At 36.2% G+C, this 22331-nt stretch carries 10 protein-coding genes; 3 read left to right on the plus strand and 7 right to left on the minus strand.

Annotated elements, in window-relative coordinates; translation table 11 throughout:
• Positions 1–4 precede the first annotated feature (4 nt).
• The gene (lpdA, locus tag K1X16_RS08345) at positions 5–1381 is read right to left on the minus strand and encodes a dihydrolipoyl dehydrogenase (RefSeq protein ID WP_195871815.1); all 1377 of its coding nucleotides are present in this window, start codon (positions 1379–1381) and stop codon (positions 5–7) included.
• 145 nt (positions 1382–1526) lie between these two features.
• Positions 1527–2081 carry a DUF1572 family protein gene (locus K1X16_RS08350; RefSeq protein WP_225035827.1) on the minus strand — a complete coding sequence of 185 codons (555 nt, stop codon included), beginning with the start codon at positions 2079–2081 and terminating at the stop codon, positions 1527–1529.
• Between the two features lie 94 nt (positions 2082–2175).
• Between K1X16_RS08350 and K1X16_RS08355 the strand changes: the two genes are divergently transcribed.
• Positions 2176–2961 (plus strand): DUF6503 family protein, encoded by a 786-nt coding sequence (locus tag K1X16_RS08355; RefSeq protein WP_225035751.1) that lies wholly within the window; start codon positions 2176–2178, stop codon positions 2959–2961.
• Here the strand turns inward: K1X16_RS08355 and K1X16_RS08360 are convergent.
• The 4 genes from K1X16_RS08360 to clpB form a co-directional block, all read right to left on the minus strand.
• Entirely contained in the window at positions 2947–3459 is a 513-nt protein-coding gene (locus tag K1X16_RS08360) for a SixA phosphatase family protein (RefSeq protein WP_225035752.1), read from the minus strand. The genes K1X16_RS08355 and K1X16_RS08360 overlap by 15 nt on opposite strands.
• Before the next feature lie 102 nt (positions 3460–3561).
• Positions 3562–4260, minus strand: a complete 699-nt coding sequence (gene deoD, locus K1X16_RS08365; RefSeq protein WP_225035753.1) for a purine-nucleoside phosphorylase — start codon at positions 4258–4260, stop codon at positions 3562–3564.
• Between the two features lie 27 nt (positions 4261–4287).
• Positions 4288–4950: a deoxyribose-phosphate aldolase gene (gene deoC / locus K1X16_RS08370; RefSeq protein WP_195871819.1), complete on the minus strand. Its 663-nt coding sequence runs from the start codon at positions 4948–4950 to the stop codon at positions 4288–4290.
• Between the two features lie 390 nt (positions 4951–5340).
• Positions 5341–7947 (minus strand): ATP-dependent chaperone ClpB, encoded by a 2607-nt coding sequence (gene clpB / locus K1X16_RS08375; RefSeq protein WP_225035754.1) that lies wholly within the window; start codon positions 7945–7947, stop codon positions 5341–5343.
• A 297-nt stretch (positions 7948–8244) separates the two neighbouring features.
• Between clpB and K1X16_RS08380 the strand changes: the two genes are divergently transcribed.
• Positions 8245–9858, plus strand: a complete 1614-nt coding sequence (locus tag K1X16_RS08380; RefSeq protein WP_225035755.1) for a family 16 glycosylhydrolase — start codon at positions 8245–8247, stop codon at positions 9856–9858.
• Between the two features lie 38 nt (positions 9859–9896).
• A complete protein-coding gene (gene ytxJ, locus K1X16_RS08385; RefSeq protein WP_225035756.1) occupies positions 9897–10283 on the plus strand; it encodes a bacillithiol system redox-active protein YtxJ in 387 nt (128 codons plus the stop codon).
• Positions 10284–10795: 512 nt separating this feature from the next.
• Here the strand turns inward: ytxJ and K1X16_RS08390 are convergent.
• A complete protein-coding gene (locus K1X16_RS08390) occupies positions 10796–21703 on the minus strand; it encodes a BspA family leucine-rich repeat surface protein (protein ID WP_225035757.1) in 10908 nt (3635 codons plus the stop codon).
• Positions 21704–22331: the final 628 nt, after the last annotated feature.

Consider the following 22331-nt stretch of genomic DNA (forward strand, 5'->3'; position numbering starts at 1 on the left):
TAGCTTAAAGGTGAATCACTTCATCATACGCAGCAGCAACAGCTTCCATAACTGCTTCACTCATCGTTGGGTGAGGATGCACAGCTTTTAGTACTTCATGACCTGTAGTTTCTAACTTACGACCTAAAACAGCTTCGGCAATCATATCAGTAACACCAGCACCAATCATATGGCAACCTAACCATTCGCCATATTTGGCATCAAAAATTACTTTAACAAAGCCATCTTTTGCTCCGCTTGCACTTGCTTTTCCTGATGCTGAGAATGGAAATTTTCCAACCTTAATATCAAAACCTTGTTCTTTTGCTTGTGCTTCAGTTAAACCAACACTTGCAACTTCTGGTGAACAATAAGTACAACCAGGAATATTACCATAATCTAAAGCTTCTACATGCTGACCTGCAATCTTTTCTACACACAAAATCCCTTCGGCAGAAGCAACGTGTGCTAATGCTTGTCCTGGAGTCACATCACCAATGGCATAATAACCAGGAATGTTAGTTTGGTAGAAATCGTTAACCAAGATTTTATCTCTATCAACAGCGATACCAACGTCTTCTAGGCCTATGTTTTCGATATTAGATTTAATACCAACGGCAGATAATACAACGTCAGCTTCTAATACTTCTTCTCCTTTTTTAGTTTTTACTGTTGCTTTTACACCAGCACCAGATGTATCTACAGAAGTAACTTCTGCAGAGGTCATAATCTTAATACCAGATTTCTTAAAGCTACGTTCTAATTGCTTTGATACCTCGTCGTCTTCAACAGGTACAATTTTATCTAAGTACTCTACAATAGTAACTTCCGTTCCTAAAGCATTGTAGAAATAAGCAAACTCAACACCAATGGCTCCAGAACCTACAACAATCATCTTTTTGGGTTGCTTCTCTAAGGTCATAGCTTCTCTGTAACCAATGACTTTTTTACCATCTTGAGGTAAACTTGGTAACTCACGCGAGCGCGCACCTGTAGCAATTATAATATGATCAGCAGAATAAATAGTTCCATCTACATCTATTTTCTTACCAGATTTTAGGGTTCCGTAACCTTCAATAACGTCTATTTTATTCTTTTTCATTAAGAATTTTACGCCATTACTCATACCTTCAGCGACACCACGACTACGTTTTACAACAGCTTCAAAATCGTGCTCAGCACCAGAAACTTTAAGTCCGTAATCTTCCGCATGGTTAAGGTATTCAAATACTTGAGCAGATTTCAAAAGGGCTTTTGTTGGAATACAACCCCAATTTAAACACACACCACCAAGGCTTTCTTTTTCTACAACAGCCGTTTTAAATCCTAATTGCGATGCTCTAATTGCAGTTACGTAGCCACCTGGACCACTTCCTAATACTATTATATCGTATTTACTCATGAGAAAGTTTTTTTATTGAATTTTTTGAAGTTACAAAAATAACGAATTCCGAAAAGAAAATCCCAAAATCCAAAACCTTTAAATTTAATTTGTCTTACTTTTAGTTGATTTTTACAGCCAATAACTTGAGAATTACGGCTGTAATTTAAAGCTCATCTGTAAAATGTTTCAAGCTTTTATCTTGTTGAAACTTGTCTTTATTATAAACTTTTGATTGCCCTTTTGGAATGGACAACGATGGCCAGTGTTCCCCTTTTATTAATTTTCCTATAAACACAATTTGTCCGACATGATAGGCATAATGCATCATTTGTCTGTTAATGGCTTCGGTCACAGAATGACCTTCATTTCTAATATATATAATTTGCTCTAAATTGGTTTTAGATAAGGGTTTAATAGCGGAAAATAAACAATTCCAGCCGTCGTTCCAGGCTTGTAATAAATCTTCTTTAGAATGGAAATTGTCAATAAATTCTTGATCGCGTTGTCGCCATTCTTTTTCGCCATCTTCGGTTAAAAAGTTGGTCCAGCGGCTCAGCATATTACCAACAAGATGTTTCACAATTATGGCAATAGAATTTGAGTCTTGAGCAAATTCCTTTTTTAAATCATCATAAGACAACTGCATAATCGTTTTGTCACCAAGCAATTTGTAGTATTCAAATTGTTTTATGGTACTTGTGAGGTAACTATTCAAAATGTTGAAGTTTAATAATCATTTAAGTTCATTTTATGATTCTTCTGTAAACTTATTTCTACTTTTACTAATTTACTATTTATAAATGAATTCAGAAATGAAAAATTATATAATTATCTTGTTTGTGGTGTTGCTTTCTAGTTGTAAAAACGAGAACACTAAAAATACATCAATAGCAGTAGAAACAAGCCCGAAGGTCTTAACAGCAGATGAAATTATTGATAAATCTATAGATGTTTCGGGTGGTGAACGCTTTAAAAAGTCGAGTTTAAAGTTTGAATTTAGAGATACGTATTATCAAGCATTACGTAAAAATCATGAATTTCTTTTAGTACGTGTTTTAGTGAATGATAAGGATTCTATCTTTGATATGTTAAGTAATGTAGGTTTTGAGCGTTACCATAACGATGCCTTTGTTAAACTTGAAGATTCTATTGCTAATTTATATTCAGCGTCTGTAAATTCGGTACACTATTTTTCAGTTTTGCCGTACGGATTAAATGATGAGGCTGTAAATAAAACGCGTTTAGAAAGTGAAAAAATTAAAAATAAGGATTACTACAAAATAAAGGTAACCTTTGATGAGTTGGGTGGAGGAGAAGACCATGATGATATTTTTGTGTATTGGGTAAACAAAGAGACATTTAAGGTCGATTATTTAGCCTATTCCTATGCAGAAAAAGATGGTATAGGTCTGCGATTTAGAGAAGCCTATAACGAACGTTATGTTAACGGATTACGCTTTGTAGATTACAATAACTATAAGTCTAAAGACGTATCAATTCCACTTGAGCAACTAGGAAAAAGCTTTGAAGACAATCAGTTAGACTTGCTTTCTAAAATAGAACTCGAAAATGTAAAAGTCGATTTAGTTAACAACTAACACTTCAGAAGTTTTACCGTTTTTTGATATCGTAACTTTATAGAGACTAGCATTGTTGTCATCCGCCATGTCGTCGTACTTAGATTCTCCTAATAAACTGTTTGCAAATTTTGGCGTGGTGTTACTATGACCAACAATTAATACGGTTTTGCCTTTAGTTTTTTCAATAAAGGCTTCAACTTGTAAATCAGAAGGATTGTAGAAAACAATTTCTAAATTATTGGCTTTTGCAGTTGGTAAAGCGGTTTGTTTTGTTCTATTGTAATCGGTAGAATATATAGCGTCAAACTTAAGATCTTCAAAATGTTTTGCCCAATTCTCGGCACGTACAAGACCTACGTCGGTGAGATTAGGGTTGCGATTAGTACTGTCGGTTCTATCTTTTTCAGCATGTCTTATGAGATAATAAGTAGAAATGTCTTTTTCTGTTTTTGACTTTTGATCACAAGATGTAACTACAAAAACTGAAATAAGTGTAATTAGAATTAATTTCTTCATAATGGAATAGCTTAGTTGATGCTAAGGTACTATTTCTAGCGTAAAGTTGATTAAAGAGCTGTAAAAGTTAATACAAATTATAAATGAGATGCGTATTCGGACTTATGCCAATTCTAATGCAATTTCAATCATGCTTTTAAAAGTGGTTTCACGTTCACTACTTGTGGTGTGTTCGCCTGTAACTAATGAATCTGAAATAGTTAGAATGGCAAGTGCGTTTACATTGTGCTTCGCAGCAACCGTATAGAGACCAGCGGCTTCCATTTCAACACAAAGCACTCCAAATTCTGACCATTTTTTATACGCTTCTTTTGTGTCTTCATAAAAAGTGTCTGAAGATAAAATGTTACCTGCTTTAAAAGGAATGTTTTTAGCACGTGCAGCTTCTACCGCTTTAATAAATAATCCGAAATCTGCTGTTGGAGCAAAATTAGCACCACCAAAACGCGACTCGTTAACGCCAGAGTTAGAGGACGCCGCCATTGCAAAAACAACATCTCTAATTTTTACGTCGTTTTGATACGAACCTGCACTACCAACTCTAATAAGGTTTTTTACACCATATTCGGTAATAAGTTCGTTAGCATAAATTGAGATGCTTGGTACTCCCATACCAGTTCCCATGGTAGAAATACGTTTACCTTGGTATGTGCCAGTGTAGCCAAGCATACCTCTAACTTCATTAAAGCATTTTGGACTTTCAAAAAATGTTTCAGCAATCCATTTGGCTCTCAATGGATCTCCAGGTAATAATATAGTTTCTGCGATGTCGCCTTTTTTTGCTCCAATGTGTACACTCATAATGCAAAGTTAAGCAAAGCGTTTTAATTAATAGCCAGCATTTACTGTAAGTTCATTCATCATGGCAACACCAGCAGAAGCACCAACTCTATCCGCTCCAACATCAATATATTTTTGAGCAGTTTCTAGATCTCTGATGCCACCAGAGGCTTTTATTTTTGTTTGATCTCTTACTGTTTTTCGCATTATTTTAACGGCTGTCAATGTTGCACCGCTTTTTGAGAATCCTGTTGATGTTTTTATAAAATCAGCTTTAGCATCAACACAGATTTCGCAAGCTTTTACAATTTCATTTTTTGAAAGCTCGCTAATTTCTAAAATAACCTTGAGTGTTGTATTGCCAATGGCACTTTTAACTTTGCTAATATCTTTGAGAACGGCCAGGTAGTTTTTGCTTTTAAGTCGACCAATATTCATTACCATATCAATTTCCGTAGCACCTTGATCTATGGCATTTTTAGCTTCAAAAATTTTGGCTTCTGTAGACATGGCACCTAATGGAAAACCAATGACGCAACAAATTTTAACATCAGATTTGCCTAATGCTTGTTTGGCTAGTAAAACATTACTACTGTTAACACAAACAGCATAAAAATTATATTTTAATGCTTCATCGCAAAGTTTCAAAATGTCGGCTTCAGTAGCAGATGCACTTAATAAAGTGTGATCTATGTGTCTATTTAAATTCATTTTTTTTTATATATAAGTAGGGTTATAATACAAATTCGTTGTAGTAATTATCTACAAAGTAGAGGGATTACTAGACGAGAGTTAAATCTTAAATGTCGTGTTGGAATTAAATAGCTCGACAAAGTTAAGTGTTTTACCGATAAAATGCATGTTAAAAACAGTTATTTATTATGCATTTCATCGAAAACCTGTTAATAACTCTGAAACTAATTCATTTTAAGTATGGTAGAATGCTCAAATTATTGAGGTGTTTTTGTAAAAAATATTAAATTTCATTAAAAAACGTGTAAAAAGGAAGAGCAACACGCCTTTCAAATATTTGAAATTTGTGCTGCTCTTAACCAACCAATCATTATAAAGACTATTTAAAATCGAAAATGTTACAATGCTTTAGACGGTCTCTGTTACTAAGTCACCTTGATTTCTAAAGACTAATTGTCCATCAAACTCATCGAGTAGGATAATGCTGTCGGTTGAAACTCGGCCAGCTAAAATCTCTTTACTCAATTGATTTAATACCTCTTTTTGAATGACACGTTTTACAGGTCTTGCTCCATATTCTGGATTAAAACCTTTATCTGCCAAATAGCTTACGGCTTCTGGTGTGGCATCAAATGTGATGCCTTGTTTCGCGATCATTTTTGTTATGCCTTTAAGTTGTAGACCAACGATATCGGTAATGTTTTCCTTAGATAAGGGAGTAAACATTATAGTGTCATCAATTCGGTTTAAAAACTCTGGTCTTACGGTTTGTTTTAATAGGCTTAAAACATCCACTTTTGCGGCTTCCATAGCTGAAGGAATATCTTTTGTAGCTTCAAACCGCTCTTGTATAATCTGACTTCCCATATTTGAAGTCATAATTATAATGGTGTTTTTAAAGTCTGCAATTCGGCCTTTGTTATCTGTTAAACGACCTTCGTCTAATACTTGTAATAAGATATTAAAAGTGTCTGGATGCGCTTTTTCAATTTCATCTAACAACACTACAGAATACGGTTTTCTTCTAACGGCTTCTGTTAATTGTCCTCCTTCATCATAACCAACATATCCTGGAGGTGCACCAACCAAACGACTTACAGCATGACGTTCTTGATATTCGCTCATATCAATACGTGTCATCGCATTTTCATCATCAAACAAATACTCAGCCAAGGCTTTTGCCAGCTCTGTTTTACCAACACCTGTTGTTCCTAAAAACAAGAAGGTTCCTACGGGTTTTTGTGGGTTTTGTAATCCAGCTCTAGAGCGACGCACGGCATCACTAACCGCTTCAATGGCTTCTTCTTGTCCTACGACACGTTTATGTAACTCATCCTCTAATTTTAGTAATTTTTCACGATCACTTTGAAGCATTTTGGTTACCGGAATTCCTGTCCACTTAGCAACAACCTCTGCTATATCTTCATACGTGACTTCCTCCTTAATTAAGGATGTATCTTGTTGTTCAGCTAAATCTTTCTGGAATTTTTCAAGTTGCTCAGTGGCTTCTTTGATTTTGCCATATCGGATTTCGGCTACTTTACCGTAATCACCGTCACGCTCCGCGCGCTCAGCTTCAAGTTTATAATTTTCAATATCTTGCTTAATGTTCTGAACGTTTTCAACGACCTCTTTTTCAGATTTCCATTTGGCATTTAGCTCGTTGCGTTCTTCTTTGAGATTTGCTAATTCTGCTTTTAAGCTTTTTAATTTAGCTTCATCTTTTTCGCGCTTAATGGCTTCATGTTCAATTTCAAGCTGCATAATTTTACGATCGAGTACATCCAATTCTTCTGGTTTAGAGTTAATCTCCATGCGTAATTTAGAAGCTGCTTCATCCATTAAATCAATAGCTTTGTCTGGTAGAAAACGGTTGGTAATATAACGCTCCGATAATTCTACAGCACCAATGATAGCTTCATCTTTAATTCTAACTTTGTGGTGTGTTTCATACTTTTCTTTAATACCTCTAAGTATAGAAATCGCACTTTCTGTATCTGGTTCATTAACGATTACTTTCTGAAAACGACGCTCTAAAGCTTTATCTTTTTCAAAATACTTTTGATACTCGTCTAAAGTAGTTGCTCCAATGGCTCTTAATTCGCCTCGTGCTAAAGCAGGTTTCAAAATATTTGCAGCATCCATGGCGCCTTGTCCACCACCTGCGCCAACTAAAGTATGAATCTCGTCTATAAATAGAACGATATCTCCATCACTTTCGGTTACCTCTTTAATAACGGCTTTTAAGCGTTCTTCAAACTCTCCTTTGTATTTTGCACCTGCAATTAAAGCTCCCATATCTAGCGCAAAAATCTGTTTGTCTTTTAGGTTTTCTGGAATATCTCCATCAATAATTCTATGTGCTAAGCCTTCAGCAATGGCAGTTTTTCCTGTACCAGGTTCACCAACTAAAATCGGATTGTTTTTGGTTCTACGCGATAAAATTTGAAGTATTCTTCGGATTTCTTCATCACGTCCAATAACAGGGTCTAACTTGCCATCTTGTGCTAGTTGATTTAAGTTTTTTGCATACTTGCTAAGCGAATTATAGGTTTCTTCTTGACTTTGAGATGTAACTCGGTCTCCTTTGCGCAATTCCTCAATAGCAGCATTTAAACCTTTTTCAGTAACGCCTTGGTCTTTTAAGATTTGAGCAATTTTACTTTTAGATTTAAAAATAGCTAATACTAAATGTTCAATAGACACGAAGTCATCATTCATTTTTTTAGCAATTATTGAAGATTCGTTTAAGGCTTTACTTGCGTCTCGTGAAAGCATAAGTTCGCCACCTGAAACTTTAGGAAAGCTTTCGAGGTCCTTATCTAGTATTTGTTGCAAGATAGCTACGTTAACATTCAGTTTTTTAAGTAAGAATGGTAATACGTTTTCGTCAACATTAAAAAGAGCTTTAAAAATGTGCTCATTTTCTATTTGCTGATGACCAAAACCTTGAGCGAGCTGTTGCGCTTGCTGTATGGCTTCTTGCGATTTAATGGTGTAATTATTAAAATTCATCTTTATATTGTTTTAGTGATTATGTCAACTTGAGTGTTATTGAAAGGTTTAGTATTCTCGATTGTGCTCAAACGGACAAGATTTAATTTGTTGTTATGCTTGATTAACAGTAGTCAATTATCTTACCATTTTAAAAACGTAAGAATTAAGTGACAAAATGTCTTGTTTGTTGTTTTTGTGTATGACGTTTTGACTGTTATAAAGATAAGGTTTTAAGTTGTATAGTTCATGTATTGGTCAGTTATAGTAAAACTTTCTGAATACAATCTATTTTTGAAAAAAAACACAATACTCATTATGATAAGATTATACGTCGTACTCATCACCATTCTTTTTGGTTTCAACCTAAATGCACAGTCTGTAGAAGACGATTTTGAAGGTGATGGAACAATTACAACGTGGTTTGGTGATGATTGTGGATTAGATACTAATTTTAATAATCCTTATCAGGAAGGTATAAATGTTTCAAATACCGTTTTAGAATATAATGATGAAGGAGGTAGTTATGGTAATGTAAGGTTTGATGTTAGTTCTAATTTTGACTTAACTATTAATAATAGTTTCAGCCTTAAGATTTATGTGCCTTCTAGCGGAATTACCGGAAATCAAACAAATCAGGTGTCTTTAAAGCTTCAGGACGGCACATTAAACGAACCGTGGACAACGCAGAGTGAAATTATAAAGCCCATACTTTTAGATCAATGGCAAGAGTTGGTTTTTAATTTTGAAGCAGATAATTATATTAATTTAGATAGTAGCTCACTACCTCCAATTCAAAGAACGGACTTTAATCGTGTTGTGTTACAGATAAATGGAGAAAATAATACAGACTTAGTTTTGGCTTATTTAGATGATATTCTGCATTTTGATACAGTGAGTAACGATCCTATCTACGATCATCTCGTTTGGTCTGATGAGTTTGACGACGATGGTACTATCAACTCATCCAAATGGTTTCACCAAACACAACTACCGAATGGAGGTAGCTGGTTTAATGGAGAAATTCAACATTATACAAATCGAGAGGATAATGCTTTAGTTAGTGATGGGTTTTTAAATATTATAGCTAAAAAAGAAACGTATACGGATCAAAGTGTAACTAAGCAGTATACGTCAGCACGATTAAATTCTAAATTTGCATTTACCTATGGAAAAGTAGAAATTAGAGCAAAGTTGCCATCGGGAGTTGGGACTTGGCCTGCAATTTGGATGCTTGGAAAAAATATTAATGAAGATGGAGGTTATTGGGATACTCAGGGTTTTGGTACAACCTCTTGGCCTGCTTGTGGTGAAATAGATATTATGGAGCATTGGGGACACAATCAAAATTATGTGCAAAGTGCAATGCATACACCTTCTAGTTACGGTGGTACTATTAATGTAGGAGGGCAAACCGTTGGTACAGTATCTTCGGAATTTCATGTTTATACCCTAGAATGGTCACCAGAAAAAATGGTGTTTGCAGTAGATGGTAATGTGCACTATACGTATAACCCAGAATTGAAAGATACCAATACATGGCCTTTTGATGCTGAACACTATTTACTACTTAATTTTGCTATTCAATCTAATATTGAGGCTAGTTTTACTCAAGACGCTATGGTTATTGATTATGTTAGAGTGTATCAGGAAAGTCCATTGCATGTTGATGATCTTGAAGAGACTGAGCTCATAGCTTTTTATCCAAATCCAGTAAAGGGTGTTTTAAATATCTCGTCTCAAGAATTTATAGATAACAATGCGACCATGCAAGTTGCTGATATTAGCGGTCGTTTAGTTTCTGAAAAGCAGTGTCAATTTATTAATGGTCATATGAATTTTGATGTGTCGAGTTTGCGCAATGGAGTTTATTTCTTTTCATTAATTTTAGAAAACGGTATCACAAATACTTTTAAATTTATAAAGCAATAAGATTTGTAAGTTTCTAAGTAATATGCGACATTTATGATATGGGAATTTTTGATAAATTATTTGGTGGTTCTTCAGAACCAAAGGAAGAAAAAACTTTGCCTTGGCAAGTATTAAGTGAGGTTTCACAATTAGATACCATTGCCGAAAAATCCAATTCTAAAACGCAACTTATTTTTAAGCATTCTACGCGTTGCGGAATTAGTAGCATGGTTATGAAACAATTTGTATCGGCATACGATTTAGAAACTAATGCTGACTTGTATTATTTAGACTTACTCAATTATAGAGATGTTTCTAGTGAGGTTGGTTATACGTTTCAGGTGATGCATCAATCTCCGCAATTATTAGTGATAAAAAATGGAGTAGTGGTGGCGCATGCGAGTCATGGCGCTGTAAATGATGTGGATTTGGGACAGTTTGTATAGGGTTTATTTGTTTTTAAAAATACTTATATACGTGTCTCTTCATTCTTGCGTAGACAGACAAACTTTTTAGGTTTAGCGAAGCTATTCCGTATCGCAATTCATCGTAATGAACATTATTCTTGAGCGTCTATTTTTAATTTAAGGCTTGGGTAAACGGCTATATTTAAACACCGTATAAAACATCAACAATAGCTTAATCTTGCCTTTGTCATTTCGAACTTAGTGAGCAATCTCATAATAATTTTAGAATGATGAGACGATATTTCTGTCATGGCGCTGCGCTTAAAATATGCTATGGCAGGAATCTAAAGTTATGTGATACTTTTTGGGTTCCTGCTTTCGCAGGAATGACAAACGGTACTAATTTTAATGTTACTTTCTCAGGTTACCATTAGTGATTCTCTTAAACGTCACCAAACAGTGTATTTCCTCAACCACTAATAGCACATATCAAATAAAAAACCTCAAAGTCATTACAACCTTGAGGTTTTACGTTTTATAAAAATTAATATCTAGTATTTAATAATTATCTTCTTATTAAATACACTTGAATTTGTTTCCGCTTTTAAAATATAAGTGCCTTCAGAAATATGTTTCACCGGAATTTTAATCTCGTTAGACATTGGTAGGTTGGTAGCATTCCAAGATGCTACAGTCTGACCAGCAACATTAATTAAGTAGAGTTGTTTAACCTCAACCGAAGGAGGCGTTTTTACAAAAATTTCATCCGTATCGTGTAAGTAGCGAACAGTAATATCTTTAAACTCTTCTTCAATAGTAGAAAGCACAGCATCTTCTTGGAAGACTAGGTAGAATCTATCGCTATAAGTTCCGGCGTCAATGTTTATTTGGAAGTTAACCTCATTAAATCTGGTATAAGTGCCTTCTACGGCATCAAAAATGTAGACATCAATAGCCTCATCGAAGTTTTCAAGTTCGGTAAGTCCTATTTCAACGTTTCCATTTTCAGCAATTACCATATCTAAAGGATATTCTTTAGTGTCATCAAATTCGCCAACACCTTGTATAACATATCTCTCACCTTCAATTAGGAATGATAAGTCACTTGGGAAATAATCAGCATTAAGTGCATCATAGCCATAATCAACATCATCAGTAGCCGTATTATCTGATGTAAATCCTAATAAGAGATGTCTAACAGCACCTTCTGGTGTAGTGAAGTTTAAGCGTAAACGTCTAATAACACTTTCCTCACCATTAGGAATACTAACCGTATCCTGATAGTTATTACTAGGTCTTAAAAATGTAGATTGTGAGCCTTCTTTCTTAAATACACGCTGTGCATTATTGAAGACTAAAGTGCCACCATCAGCATCAGCTTGAACAAAGAAACCTTGTCCTACAGGTACATATCTCCCTGGTATTTTTAAGGCATTTCCTGCATCAAATATTTCGATTGGAGCTGACGCGCTAGCTAAACCTCCTGTGTTGTTTAGATAAGAATACCTACCTCTGTAAGCTGCTAAATTATGACTAGGATTATTTGGTGCTTGTTCCCAGAAAATAATTTTTCCATCTAGTAAGGCGGTTTCATTATCGCTAATAAAAGCATTAGCGTCTATTGCAGAAGGGTAAGGATTACTTAAAAGTGTTTCATTATCTGCACTAATGGCGTGTGTTATAGTGCCATTGTTAGGTTGTCCGCTAAAGGTATAATTCTGTTCTGAAGATCCAATACCACTACCTTTCATGGTGTAGCCTAATCCAACACTGATTCCTGTATTTTGATTGATACGGTTCCAGTCAGCATACGCACCTGTTAAGTTGGTGTAAGTGTATAGCCAACGACTACTAATAGTTGCTGGAGATGTCCCTGGTGCATCATAAGCAGTGGTCCATGATACAGGATTTGTACCATCATATAGAACTTCTGCTAATTCATAGGTTCGGTTTTCAGATATACCCGCATTACTCACAGGACTTCCCCAGTAATTATAATTGAATTTATTACCAGAGCCTTGCTGATCACGTTCTAATTTACCCGTTCCAGAATAATCTACAATACTTCCCGTAGGTTGTAAAAGTTGAGATTCACCTTCTAAATCTAAAGTGCCATCTATTTTTAAGTATTTGTTGACTGTTATAGGGTAGTCATTATTAATAGTTAATGTATTGTTATCTACTCTAAGTCCTAATACTTGTGTTGGTCTATTAGATGTTACATTATGTTGAGTACTAACGATATTCCAATTCACACCATTGGTGTTTGGTATCATTAAATCAGTACCATTTTGCCAAGCATCTTGGTTATCCCAATTGGTAGAGCCTCCTGAAGTAAAATAAGGTAACGGTGCAGATTCATCTTGCAAAGTGGTCATATTTCTTAATATCCCATTTACACCTTTGTTGGCAATTAAACTACCTGCATCCATATGTAAAGAACTCTGATTCATTTGGTAATATGCGATTAGGTTACTCCAAGCCAATCCAGAAATATCTAATGGAACTATAGAACCACGTACGGAAGTACCATGTTCTTCAATTTCTTGATTCATCATGTCGCGAATCTGTGTTGTTGTTAAAGTGGTGTTCCAAAGTCGTATTTCATCTAACCAACCATTATAATAATTGGTAGGAGTATTGCCTGGACGAGACATGGCACCAAGCAACATATTAAATGTATTTGCTGCAGGGCTTGGACCATTAATACTATTTCTTTGAACTCCATCAATATATAGTGTGTAGGTAGTGCCATTAAACGTTACTGCAATATGATACCATCTATCAGCCGTTATTCCATTCGCAGAAAGTCCAGAGCCATTTGCTCTAAAACTAATAGTATTATTTACCAAACGTAAATCGTAACCAGTTGCAAAGTTTGTGGCATCTCGTTTAGATAAAATGGTTTGAATACTTCCATTAATAGTGTTAGGCTTTATCCATACTTCTAAACTAAAGTTGGCAGGTGCATTATAGTTACTTCCTAAATTAACACTGTCATCGGACCCATCAAAATTTATTAAGTCTTCACACTCAGGGAATGTAACTTCAAATGTTGTCGAATTAACAGCACAAGGTGCTACATTGTTCATTGTCCAAGTAATATCATATGTTGCTCCGCTTTCACCTGTAAATGTAGCGTTTGGGTCACTTATATTAGAGAATGAATACGGTCTACCAGAAGGTGTAGATATAGCAGACCACGTTCCCGTTCTATTTGCAGATAATACAATTGATGTATTACTACAATTATCAATATCAGTTGTATTGCTTGCTGTGGCATTAACAGAAGTTGAAATTGTAACCACCTTTGTGTCAATAACTTCACCACAAGTTGTACCTGGATTATTAGTTGTATACGTTAATATTACGGATCCATTTGTAATATCTGTTGCGCTTGGTGTGTAAATATTACCTGTAATAGTACCTGCAGTTCCGCTTGAACTCCAAGTTGCAGACGTCGCACTACCACCAAAGGTTGCCGCAGATAAATCTAACGTTTCTGTAGAACACAGTGTCTCATTTGGACCTGCATTAACAGTAGCGGCTTCATTTATAGTTATAGTAATTTCATCAATAGCGGCATTACAAACTCCAGAAGGAATGTTAGATGTGAGCGTAAGGGTAACAATACCATTTGAAATGTCAGTTGCACTTGGGGTATACGTTGTGTTTAGTGCTGAAGCACTTCCAAATGTTCCTCCAGTACTCGAAGACCATGTTCCATTCGTAGCGCTACCGCTTAAAGTACCATTAAGTACAATACTATCTGTACTACAAACGGTGAAGTCTAAACCAGCATCTACAATTGCCGCTGGATTTACGGTAATAACAATCGTATCTGTTGTAGATCCACAAGGTCCTGATGGATCGTTAGTTGTTAATGTTAAAGTAACAGTTCCACTTGTTATACTTGGTGTATAAGTAGCATTTAAATCTGTTGAGTCAGAAAAACTACCATCAGGTGCACTCCAAGTTGCAGAAGAAGCACTGCCTCCAATAACACCGCTAAGTGTAACAGAACCATCTGCACATATAGTTTGGTTAACTCCAGCATTAACTGTAGGTAGTTCGTTAATGGTTACTACCATAGAATCACTCACGGCATCACATATACCATCACTAGGAGTGTTGGTGTAAGTAAGGGTTACTGTACCATTAAGAATATCTAAAGCACCTGGTGTATATATTGAACCACTAAATGAACCATTGCCTGTAGTCGACCAAGTGCCAATAGCATTAGTACCTCCAATTGAAGCCGACGCAAGGTTAACTGTGTCTCCTTCACATATTGTAATATCAGAAGGGGCTGTTACCGTAGGAGTAGCATTAATTGTAACCGTTTCTCCAGAGAGTAAATTGACACAGCCAACACCATTACTATTTGGTGGGTCAGTATATTGAACACTTGTAAACTCATATGTACCAGCTGGTTCATTTGGCAACGAAAATGTACCTGAATTACCAATATCAAAAGTGCCCTCAGGAGAACCATTAAAGGTATAACTTACAGTTGTATTTGGGGTTCCATTTACAACTATATCTTCTCCATAACAGATGGTGCTTGGTACTGCCATTTCTGCTGTAGGGTTGGCTATGATATGAATGCGCATAGTGTCTTCAATAGTTGGACATGAACCAATAAAACTCCCACTATCAGCAAGTAGGCTAATGGTTATAATATCCCCGGCAACTAAGCCACTAGGTAGTGTATATGTTGCGGTTTCTGAATATAGTGGTCTAGGTGGAGGGTAAATCCAATCACCAACACAATAACCAAAAAACAAAAAGCCGTCACAATAACGTGATGGGGTATCAACACCTATTGTAGAAAACGTACCACCTGCGCCATTATCACTCCATTCCCATTCTGTATTAGGTAGGCCGTCAGAATCACCATTCATGGTTACAATACCGGTGCCTTCACAAACATAGATGTCATTACCGGCATCAATATCTATTGAAGACGAAAAGTTTAAAAGAACAAATTTGTCGCTAGCATCAGATGTACCACAGGCATTAGTTGCTGTAACGCTAATTGTTTGCCAAAATGCAAATGCACCAGAAATAGCGACTTCAATTTGGCTAGTACCTTGGCCATTGGTTATTGTCATTGAACCTGGAACCGTCCAATTGTAAGTTTCTACATTAGGGTCATCTTCAACATAATAAATAGCTGTACTTACTGGGCATAAAAAAGATGATGTTCCATTTATAGTTCCTGGTGTTGACGGTGTACCATAATAAACCGTTATTTCACCGGTAGCTGTAGTTGTACTACAGGCATTGGTTGCTGTAACGGTGTAATTATAGGTGCCACTAATACTATTATCAGGATTTCCATTAATTCTTACACGTCCTAATCCTGCATTATAATTATAATTTACTCCTAGAGGTAAGCCAGTTACCGTAACTGAAGTAGCATTAGTAACATTGAAATCAATATTCTCGACTCTTCCAATTGGATTTCCGCCTGTTCTACAAACACTTTGGTCAGCACTTGTAGAGGTTAAGGTGATTACAGGGTTAGGTTCAACTGTTACTGTTATAGTATCTGTGCTTTCACAGCTATTAGTTGTACCTGTCACCGTATAAGTATGCGTACCTACTGCAGGCACAAAGGCAACGTTATTTGTTACTCCACTATCCCACGTATAAGTAGTTGCTCCAGAACCCGTTAAAATTAGGTTATCACCTTCACATATGTCAATATTAGTACTATTGCCATTGGCCAATGCTGTAACTACAGGAAGTGGCTTAATGTCCATCGTTAAACTTTCTGTAGCCGGAACAGGATCTGCACAAGTAAGATTTGAACTTACTTCTACAGAAACGATATCACCATCTACGAGAGTTGCGTTGTCATAAGAATTTGTGTCACTACCTACTGGTGATCCATTAACATACCATTGATAACTAGGCATTGTCCCGCCGTTAACTAAACTCGACACAAAGAACGTTACATTTTCTCCATCACAAACAGGGTTTTCGGAAGCATTTAATGTGTACGTGACTGGCCTTAACGGATTAACAGTCATTATAATAGTATTACTTGTCGTTACAGTATCACAAGGTCCAGAAGAAATTTCTACATAGATATCATCACCATTAGCTAGGCTCGTTGTGGTGTATGTTGCGCTGTTGTTTCCAACCGATGAACCGGCAACAAACCATTCGTACTGAGGGCTAGCACCTAAATCGGTGCCAGTTGCTGTAAAAGTCACAGATTCTCCTAAACAAATTGGTGAAACAGGTGATGAAGTAATTGAAGCCGTTGCTCCTTGTACATGATCTAAAACAGTTACTGTTGTTGTACATGTATCCGTATTACCACTGGCATCTGTTACGGTAAGTATTACGGTGTTAGCTCCAATATCTGAACAATCAAAATCTGTTATGTCAGTATCAAAAGTTACTCCACCACAAGCATCAGAAGATCCGTTATTAATAGCATCTTCAGCAATGCTAGCATTACCAGAAGCATCTAAAGCTATTGTTAGAGGTTGACAAATTGCTGTTGGTGATTCTCTATCTTCAACTATGACATCAAAGTTACAGGTTGAAGTTAATCCATTTCCATCATCTGCAATAGCAACAACATTGGTTGTTCCTATAGAAAAGGTATATGGAAATGTTATTGGATGACCACCAATTTCATAATTAATAAGTGGTGATCCGTTACAATTATCTGTAGCTGTCGCAACAAATGATAATGAAGTATCGCATTGGCCTGGTTCTGTTGTGTAATAGGGAGCAACAGTTGGACATGTGATAACTGGCGGAGTTGAATCGACAACTGAAATTCCTTGTTCACAAGTAGTCGTAAGTCCTGCAGTGTCGGTTACTGTCCAAATGACAGTATGATTACCAACAGGTAATGGTAATTGCTCAGCTAAGTTATTTGTTACAGTCGCTACAGCACAATTATCATTAGTAGTTGGAGGTGTTAAAGGTATAGTTGTAATCTCACAATTAGTATCTGCATTAACACTTATGTCTGCAAGACAAACTATGGTTGGGGCTTCTGAATCTATAACAGTTATTGTAAATGAGCACACAGAACTATTCCCGTTAAGATCTGTTGCAGTGTATTCTATAGTTGTATCTCCTACAGGAAAAGCATCACCAGAATTTAAACCTGTTGCATCTGTTTGTACTACTGTTGCACCACCACAATTGTCTGTTGCTGTTGGTATTGTATAATTTACTACTGCTGAACAGTTTCCAGAGTCGTTAGTTATTGAAAAATTTGTTGGGCAAAATGTGAATGTTGGATCGGTATTATCAAGAATAGTAATGGTTTGAGTTCTAGTCGTTGCATTATTGCCACAAGCATCAGCAATATTCCAAGTTCTGGTCACGGTACCATTATAGCTATTTCCTACTAAAGCAGAATCTATACCAGTTACAGTGCCTCCAGCATCGCAGTTGTCTGTCCAAGCCAAGCTTATCATATCTGGTACATCAGAAAAACAGCTAACAGTAATATCACTAGGTGCAACTGTAATTACAGGTGCAATAGTGTCGTCAATAGTAATAGTTTGAGTTCTAGTTATGGCAGCATTACCACTTGAATCGGTATAATTCCAAGTTCTCGTAATAGTTCCTCCACAAGCATCACCTGCTAAAGCAGAATCTACACCAGCTACAGTTCCACCTGTATCACAGTTATCTGTCCAAGGAAGATTTATCATAGCAGGTACGTCATCCACACATTCTACCGTGATATTAGAAGGTGCGGCTGCAATTACAGGAGCTATTGTATCGGTGATAATCACATTCTGTGTTTGTGTAGAAGCGTTTCCTGCAGCATCTGTATAAGTCCAAGTCACAACAGTCGTCCCTTGAGCAGTAATAGGAAGCGTAGCATCGTTTGTTACTGTTATTAGTCCACTACAATTATCAGTAGCCGTTGGATCAGTTAACGACGTAACTTCACATTGATCCGTAACATTAGCTAAGGTTGCAACATCAGGAACAGGAGCAGTATTATCAGTAATAACCACATTTTGTGTTTGTGTAGAAACATTTCCAGCGGCATCCTCATACGACCAAGTCACAACAGTAGTGCCTTGAGCAGTAATTGGAAGTATAGCATCATTTGTTACTGTTACTATTCCACCACAATTATCAGTAGCCGTTGGATTAGTTAACGACGTAACTTCACATTGATCCGTAACATTAGCTAAGGTTGCAACATCAGGAACAGGAGCAGTATTATCAGTAATAACCACATTTTGTGTTTGTGTAGAAATATTTCCAGCGGCATCCTCATACGACCAAGTCACAACAGTAGTGCCTTGAGCAGTAATTGGAAGTATGGCATCATTTGTTACTGTTACTATTCCACCACAATTATCTGTTGCTGTTGGTGCAGTTAACGATGTGACTTCGCATTGAGCCTCGACGTCAGCTAAGGTTGCAACATCAGGGACAGGTGCTGTAATATCCGTAATCACAACATTTTGAGTTTGTGTTGAGGTGTTTCCGTTACCATCATCATAAGTCCAAGTGACTAGTGTTGTACCTTGAACAGTAATAGGGAGTGTAGCATCATTTGTTACCGTTACTGTTCCTCCACAATAATCTGTAGCTGTTGGAGCAGTTAATAACGTAACTTCACATTGGTCAGTTACATCAGCTAAGGTTGCAACACCTGGGACAGGTGCTGTAATATCCGTAATCACAACATTTTGAGTTTGTGTTGAGGTGTTTCCGTTACCATCATCATAAGTCCAAGTGACTAGTGTTGTACCTTGAACAGTAATAGGGAGTGTAGCATCATTTGTTACCGTTACTGTTCCTCCACAATAATCTGTAGCTGTTGGAGCAGTTAATAACGTAACTTCACATTGGTCAGTTACATCAGCTAAGGTTGCAACACCTGGGACAGGTGCTGTAATATCCGTAATCACAACATTTTGAGTTTGTGTTGAGGTGTTTCCGTTACCATCATCATAAGTCCAAGTGACTAGTGTTGTACCTTGAGCAGTAATAGGAAGTGTAGCATCATTTGTCACCGTTACTGTTCCACCACAATTATCCGTAGCTGTTGGAGTAGTTAATGAAGTGACTTCGCATTCAGCAGTTACGTCAGCTAGAGTAACAACATCAGCAATAGGAGCAGTCGTGTCTGTGATAACAACATTTTGAGTTTGTGTTGAGGTGTTTCCGTTACCATCATCATAAGTCCAAGTGACTAGTGTTGTACCTTGAGTAGTAATAGGAAGTGTAGCATCATTTGTCACCGTAACTGTTCCATCACAATTATCCGTAGCTGTTGGAGTAGTTAATGAAGTGACTTCACATTCAGCAGTTACGTCAGCTAGAGTAACAACATCAGCAATAGGAGCAGTCGTGTCTGTGATAACAACATTCTGTGTTTGCGTTGCAGTGTTTCCATTGCTATCATAGTAAGTCCAAGTGACTATAGTTGTGCCTTGAGTTGTAATAGGAAGTGTAGCATCGTTGGTTACCGTTACTGTTCCACCACAATTATCTGTTGCGGTTGGTGCAGTTAAAGAAGTGACTTCACATTCTGTGGTTACGTCAGCTAGAGTAACAACATCAGCAATAGGAGCAGTCGTGTCTGTGATAACAACATTTTGTGTTTGCGTTGCAGTGTTTCCATTGCTATCATAGTAAGTCCAAGTGACTATAGTTGTGCCTTGAGTTGTAATAGGAAGTGTAGCATCGTTGGTTACCGTAACTGTTCCACTACAATTATCCGTAGCAGTTGGAGCAGTTAATGACGTAACTTCACATTCTGCAGTTACGTTAGCTAAGGTTGTAACATCAGGGATAGGTGCTGTATTATCAGTAATAATTACATTTTGTGTTTGTGTTGAAGCATTTCCGCTTACATCTGTATAAGTCCAAGTAATAACCGTTGTACCTTGAGTAGTTATTGGAAGTATAGCATCGCTTGTTACCGTTACTGTTCCACCACAATTATCTGTTGCTATTGGTGTGGTTAATGAAGTGACTTCACATTCAGCAGTTAGGTCAGTTAAGGTTGCAACATCAGGGACAGGTGCAATATTATCTACAACATTAACAGTAGCCGTACAAGTACCCGTATTCCCATTACCATCATCAACAAATAAGTTTACAGTAATAGGTGTTCCAATATCAGAACAATCAAAAGCTGTTTGAGTTAAAGATAATCCCATGGTACCAGTACCACAAATTGTAGAACCGTTATCAATATCATTTGGATCTAATGTAGCATTTCCAGTAGCATCTAAGTTTAATGTAAATGGTGTAGCGATACAAATAGCTGTTGGGACTTCTAATCCTCCATCAGTAATAGTCCAACTATCAGAAGCTATCATATTAGCTCTAGCATTTGTAGCAGCAATGGAACAATATTGGCTATAACCACCATGAAAATTAACTCCATTTTGTAAGCCATGTGTGTCCCAACCTATTAGGATATTCTCATAGTTACTAGTTGAGAGGGTTACGTACCGAAACATGCCAGTCATTTCGGTAACATTAGAAACATCCCAACTACTTAAATCTTGATCAAAATTAGTAGCACCACTAAACATAACAAGCATATTAGTAACATTAGAAACATCCCAACCGCTAATATCTTGATTAAAAGAACTAGCGTTAGTAAATAAAAGCCATAAACTCGATGCATTAGAAACATCCCAACCACTAATGTCTTGATTGAAGGAACTAGCGTTATGAAACATACCATACATATTAGTTGGAGATATAATCCAACCAGAAATATCCCCATTAAAGGAAGTTGCTCCATTGAACATATTATACATTTGAGTCACATTAGATAGCTTTGAATTCCAACCGTCTAAATTTTGATTAAAACTAGTAGCATTTCTAAATAAACCATTCAAAAATTGTACATTACTAACATCCCAATTATTTAAACTTTGATTAAAATTAGTAGTACCTTCAAAAGTCGAAACCATTTTTTCGACATTAGACACGTCCCAATGATCGATAGGACTATTAAAACTAGTAGCATTACCGAGCATATAAAACATATCAGTTACGTTACTCAAATTTGGTGCATCTAAAGGTAGGTATGTGTTAAATTCTAAATTGCTACATCCCCAGAATGCTTTTTCCATAGAAGTCCATTCAATATCACCCCATTGATTCACTTCAAGAATTTTGTCTTTATCTCCACCGTTGTTAAAATAGATTCTAGGAAAATCTCCTCTTATAGCAACAGTATAGGTACCAGCTGTACCAAAATCATGAGTAACGTCACTAGTGATCCCAAATTGATCAAAAGTACCATCATTGTCCCAATCAACATCATAGTTATAGCCACCTCCTGTGGTAGGAATAGTTATCTCTGTGGGTGAAGAGGCACCAGGATTATCCGTTTTCCAAGTCGTAATAAACTCGTTTTGCGCCGTTAAGCTTACAGAAAAGGTTAATACAACTAAGCATTGTATTAGTAGAATGTAACTTTGTTTCATAATAGCAAGTAATTAGGGTTAAAAACTTAATAATTATAGTCTTTGGACCTTTGTGTTTAATGAAATGTAGGTTTAAAATAAATGCACTTTTCAGTTTTTGAGGCTGCCCAAATATAGAACGATAAAATTAAAAACCAAACAAAAACATCGGTAAAATGTAATAAACATCGTCAAACTGTTGTTTTTTGTCGTAAAACAGTGTCATTTTGTTAATTAATCCTGTGCTGTTTTTATCGTCAGTATTTCTATTAGTTTCATTTATTCAAGGGGGTGTAATATTGTTTTTAAACAATTATTCTTTATTTTATTAAAGCTTAGGGATAACACTTAAATAAATAAAACAATAGATGTATCTAAAAGAGATAAATCATTACTGGCTCAAACCATAAAAATTAATCAAATAAGGGTATAAAAAAATATCAATAGCTTATGTATCAGTATAGGGCTACTGTAATTACTATTAATAATATAAGGGATGCTTCAAATATAAAATTTAATTTCTTTAGTTGCGTATATTGTCGTTAACTAGCAAAAAAAGACTTTAAAAGTTACATGCGAACACTATGACTTGTGGACGATAACTAGCATTACGATGTGTTTTAACTTTTAGGATGGTTATTATGTTCTA

It is taken from the genome of Winogradskyella sp. SM1960, assembly GCF_020179375.1.
Classification (GTDB): domain Bacteria; phylum Bacteroidota; class Bacteroidia; order Flavobacteriales; family Flavobacteriaceae; genus Winogradskyella; species Winogradskyella marina.

Bases quoted from the DNA above. Each gene is read 5' to 3' on its own strand.
- ytxJ (WP_225035756.1), top strand. From the start codon at position 9,897: ATGGGAATTTTTGATAAATTATTTGGTGGTTCTTCAGAACCAAAGGAA.
- clpB (WP_225035754.1), bottom strand. From the start codon at position 7,947: ATGAATTTTAATAATTACACCATTAAATCGCAAGAAGCCATACAGCAA.
- K1X16_RS08390 (WP_225035757.1), bottom strand. From the start codon at position 21,703: ATGAAACAAAGTTACATTCTACTAATACAATGCTTAGTTGTATTAACC.
- lpdA (WP_195871815.1), bottom strand. From the start codon at position 1,381: ATGAGTAAATACGATATAATAGTATTAGGAAGTGGTCCAGGTGGCTAC.
- K1X16_RS08360 (WP_225035752.1), bottom strand. From the start codon at position 3,459: ATGAAGAAATTAATTCTAATTACACTTATTTCAGTTTTTGTAGTTACA.
- deoC (WP_195871819.1), bottom strand. From the start codon at position 4,950: ATGAATTTAAATAGACACATAGATCACACTTTATTAAGTGCATCTGCT.
- K1X16_RS08380 (WP_225035755.1), top strand. From the start codon at position 8,245: ATGATAAGATTATACGTCGTACTCATCACCATTCTTTTTGGTTTCAAC.
- deoD (WP_225035753.1), bottom strand. From the start codon at position 4,260: ATGAGTGTACACATTGGAGCAAAAAAAGGCGACATCGCAGAAACTATA.
- K1X16_RS08355 (WP_225035751.1), top strand. From the start codon at position 2,176: ATGAAAAATTATATAATTATCTTGTTTGTGGTGTTGCTTTCTAGTTGT.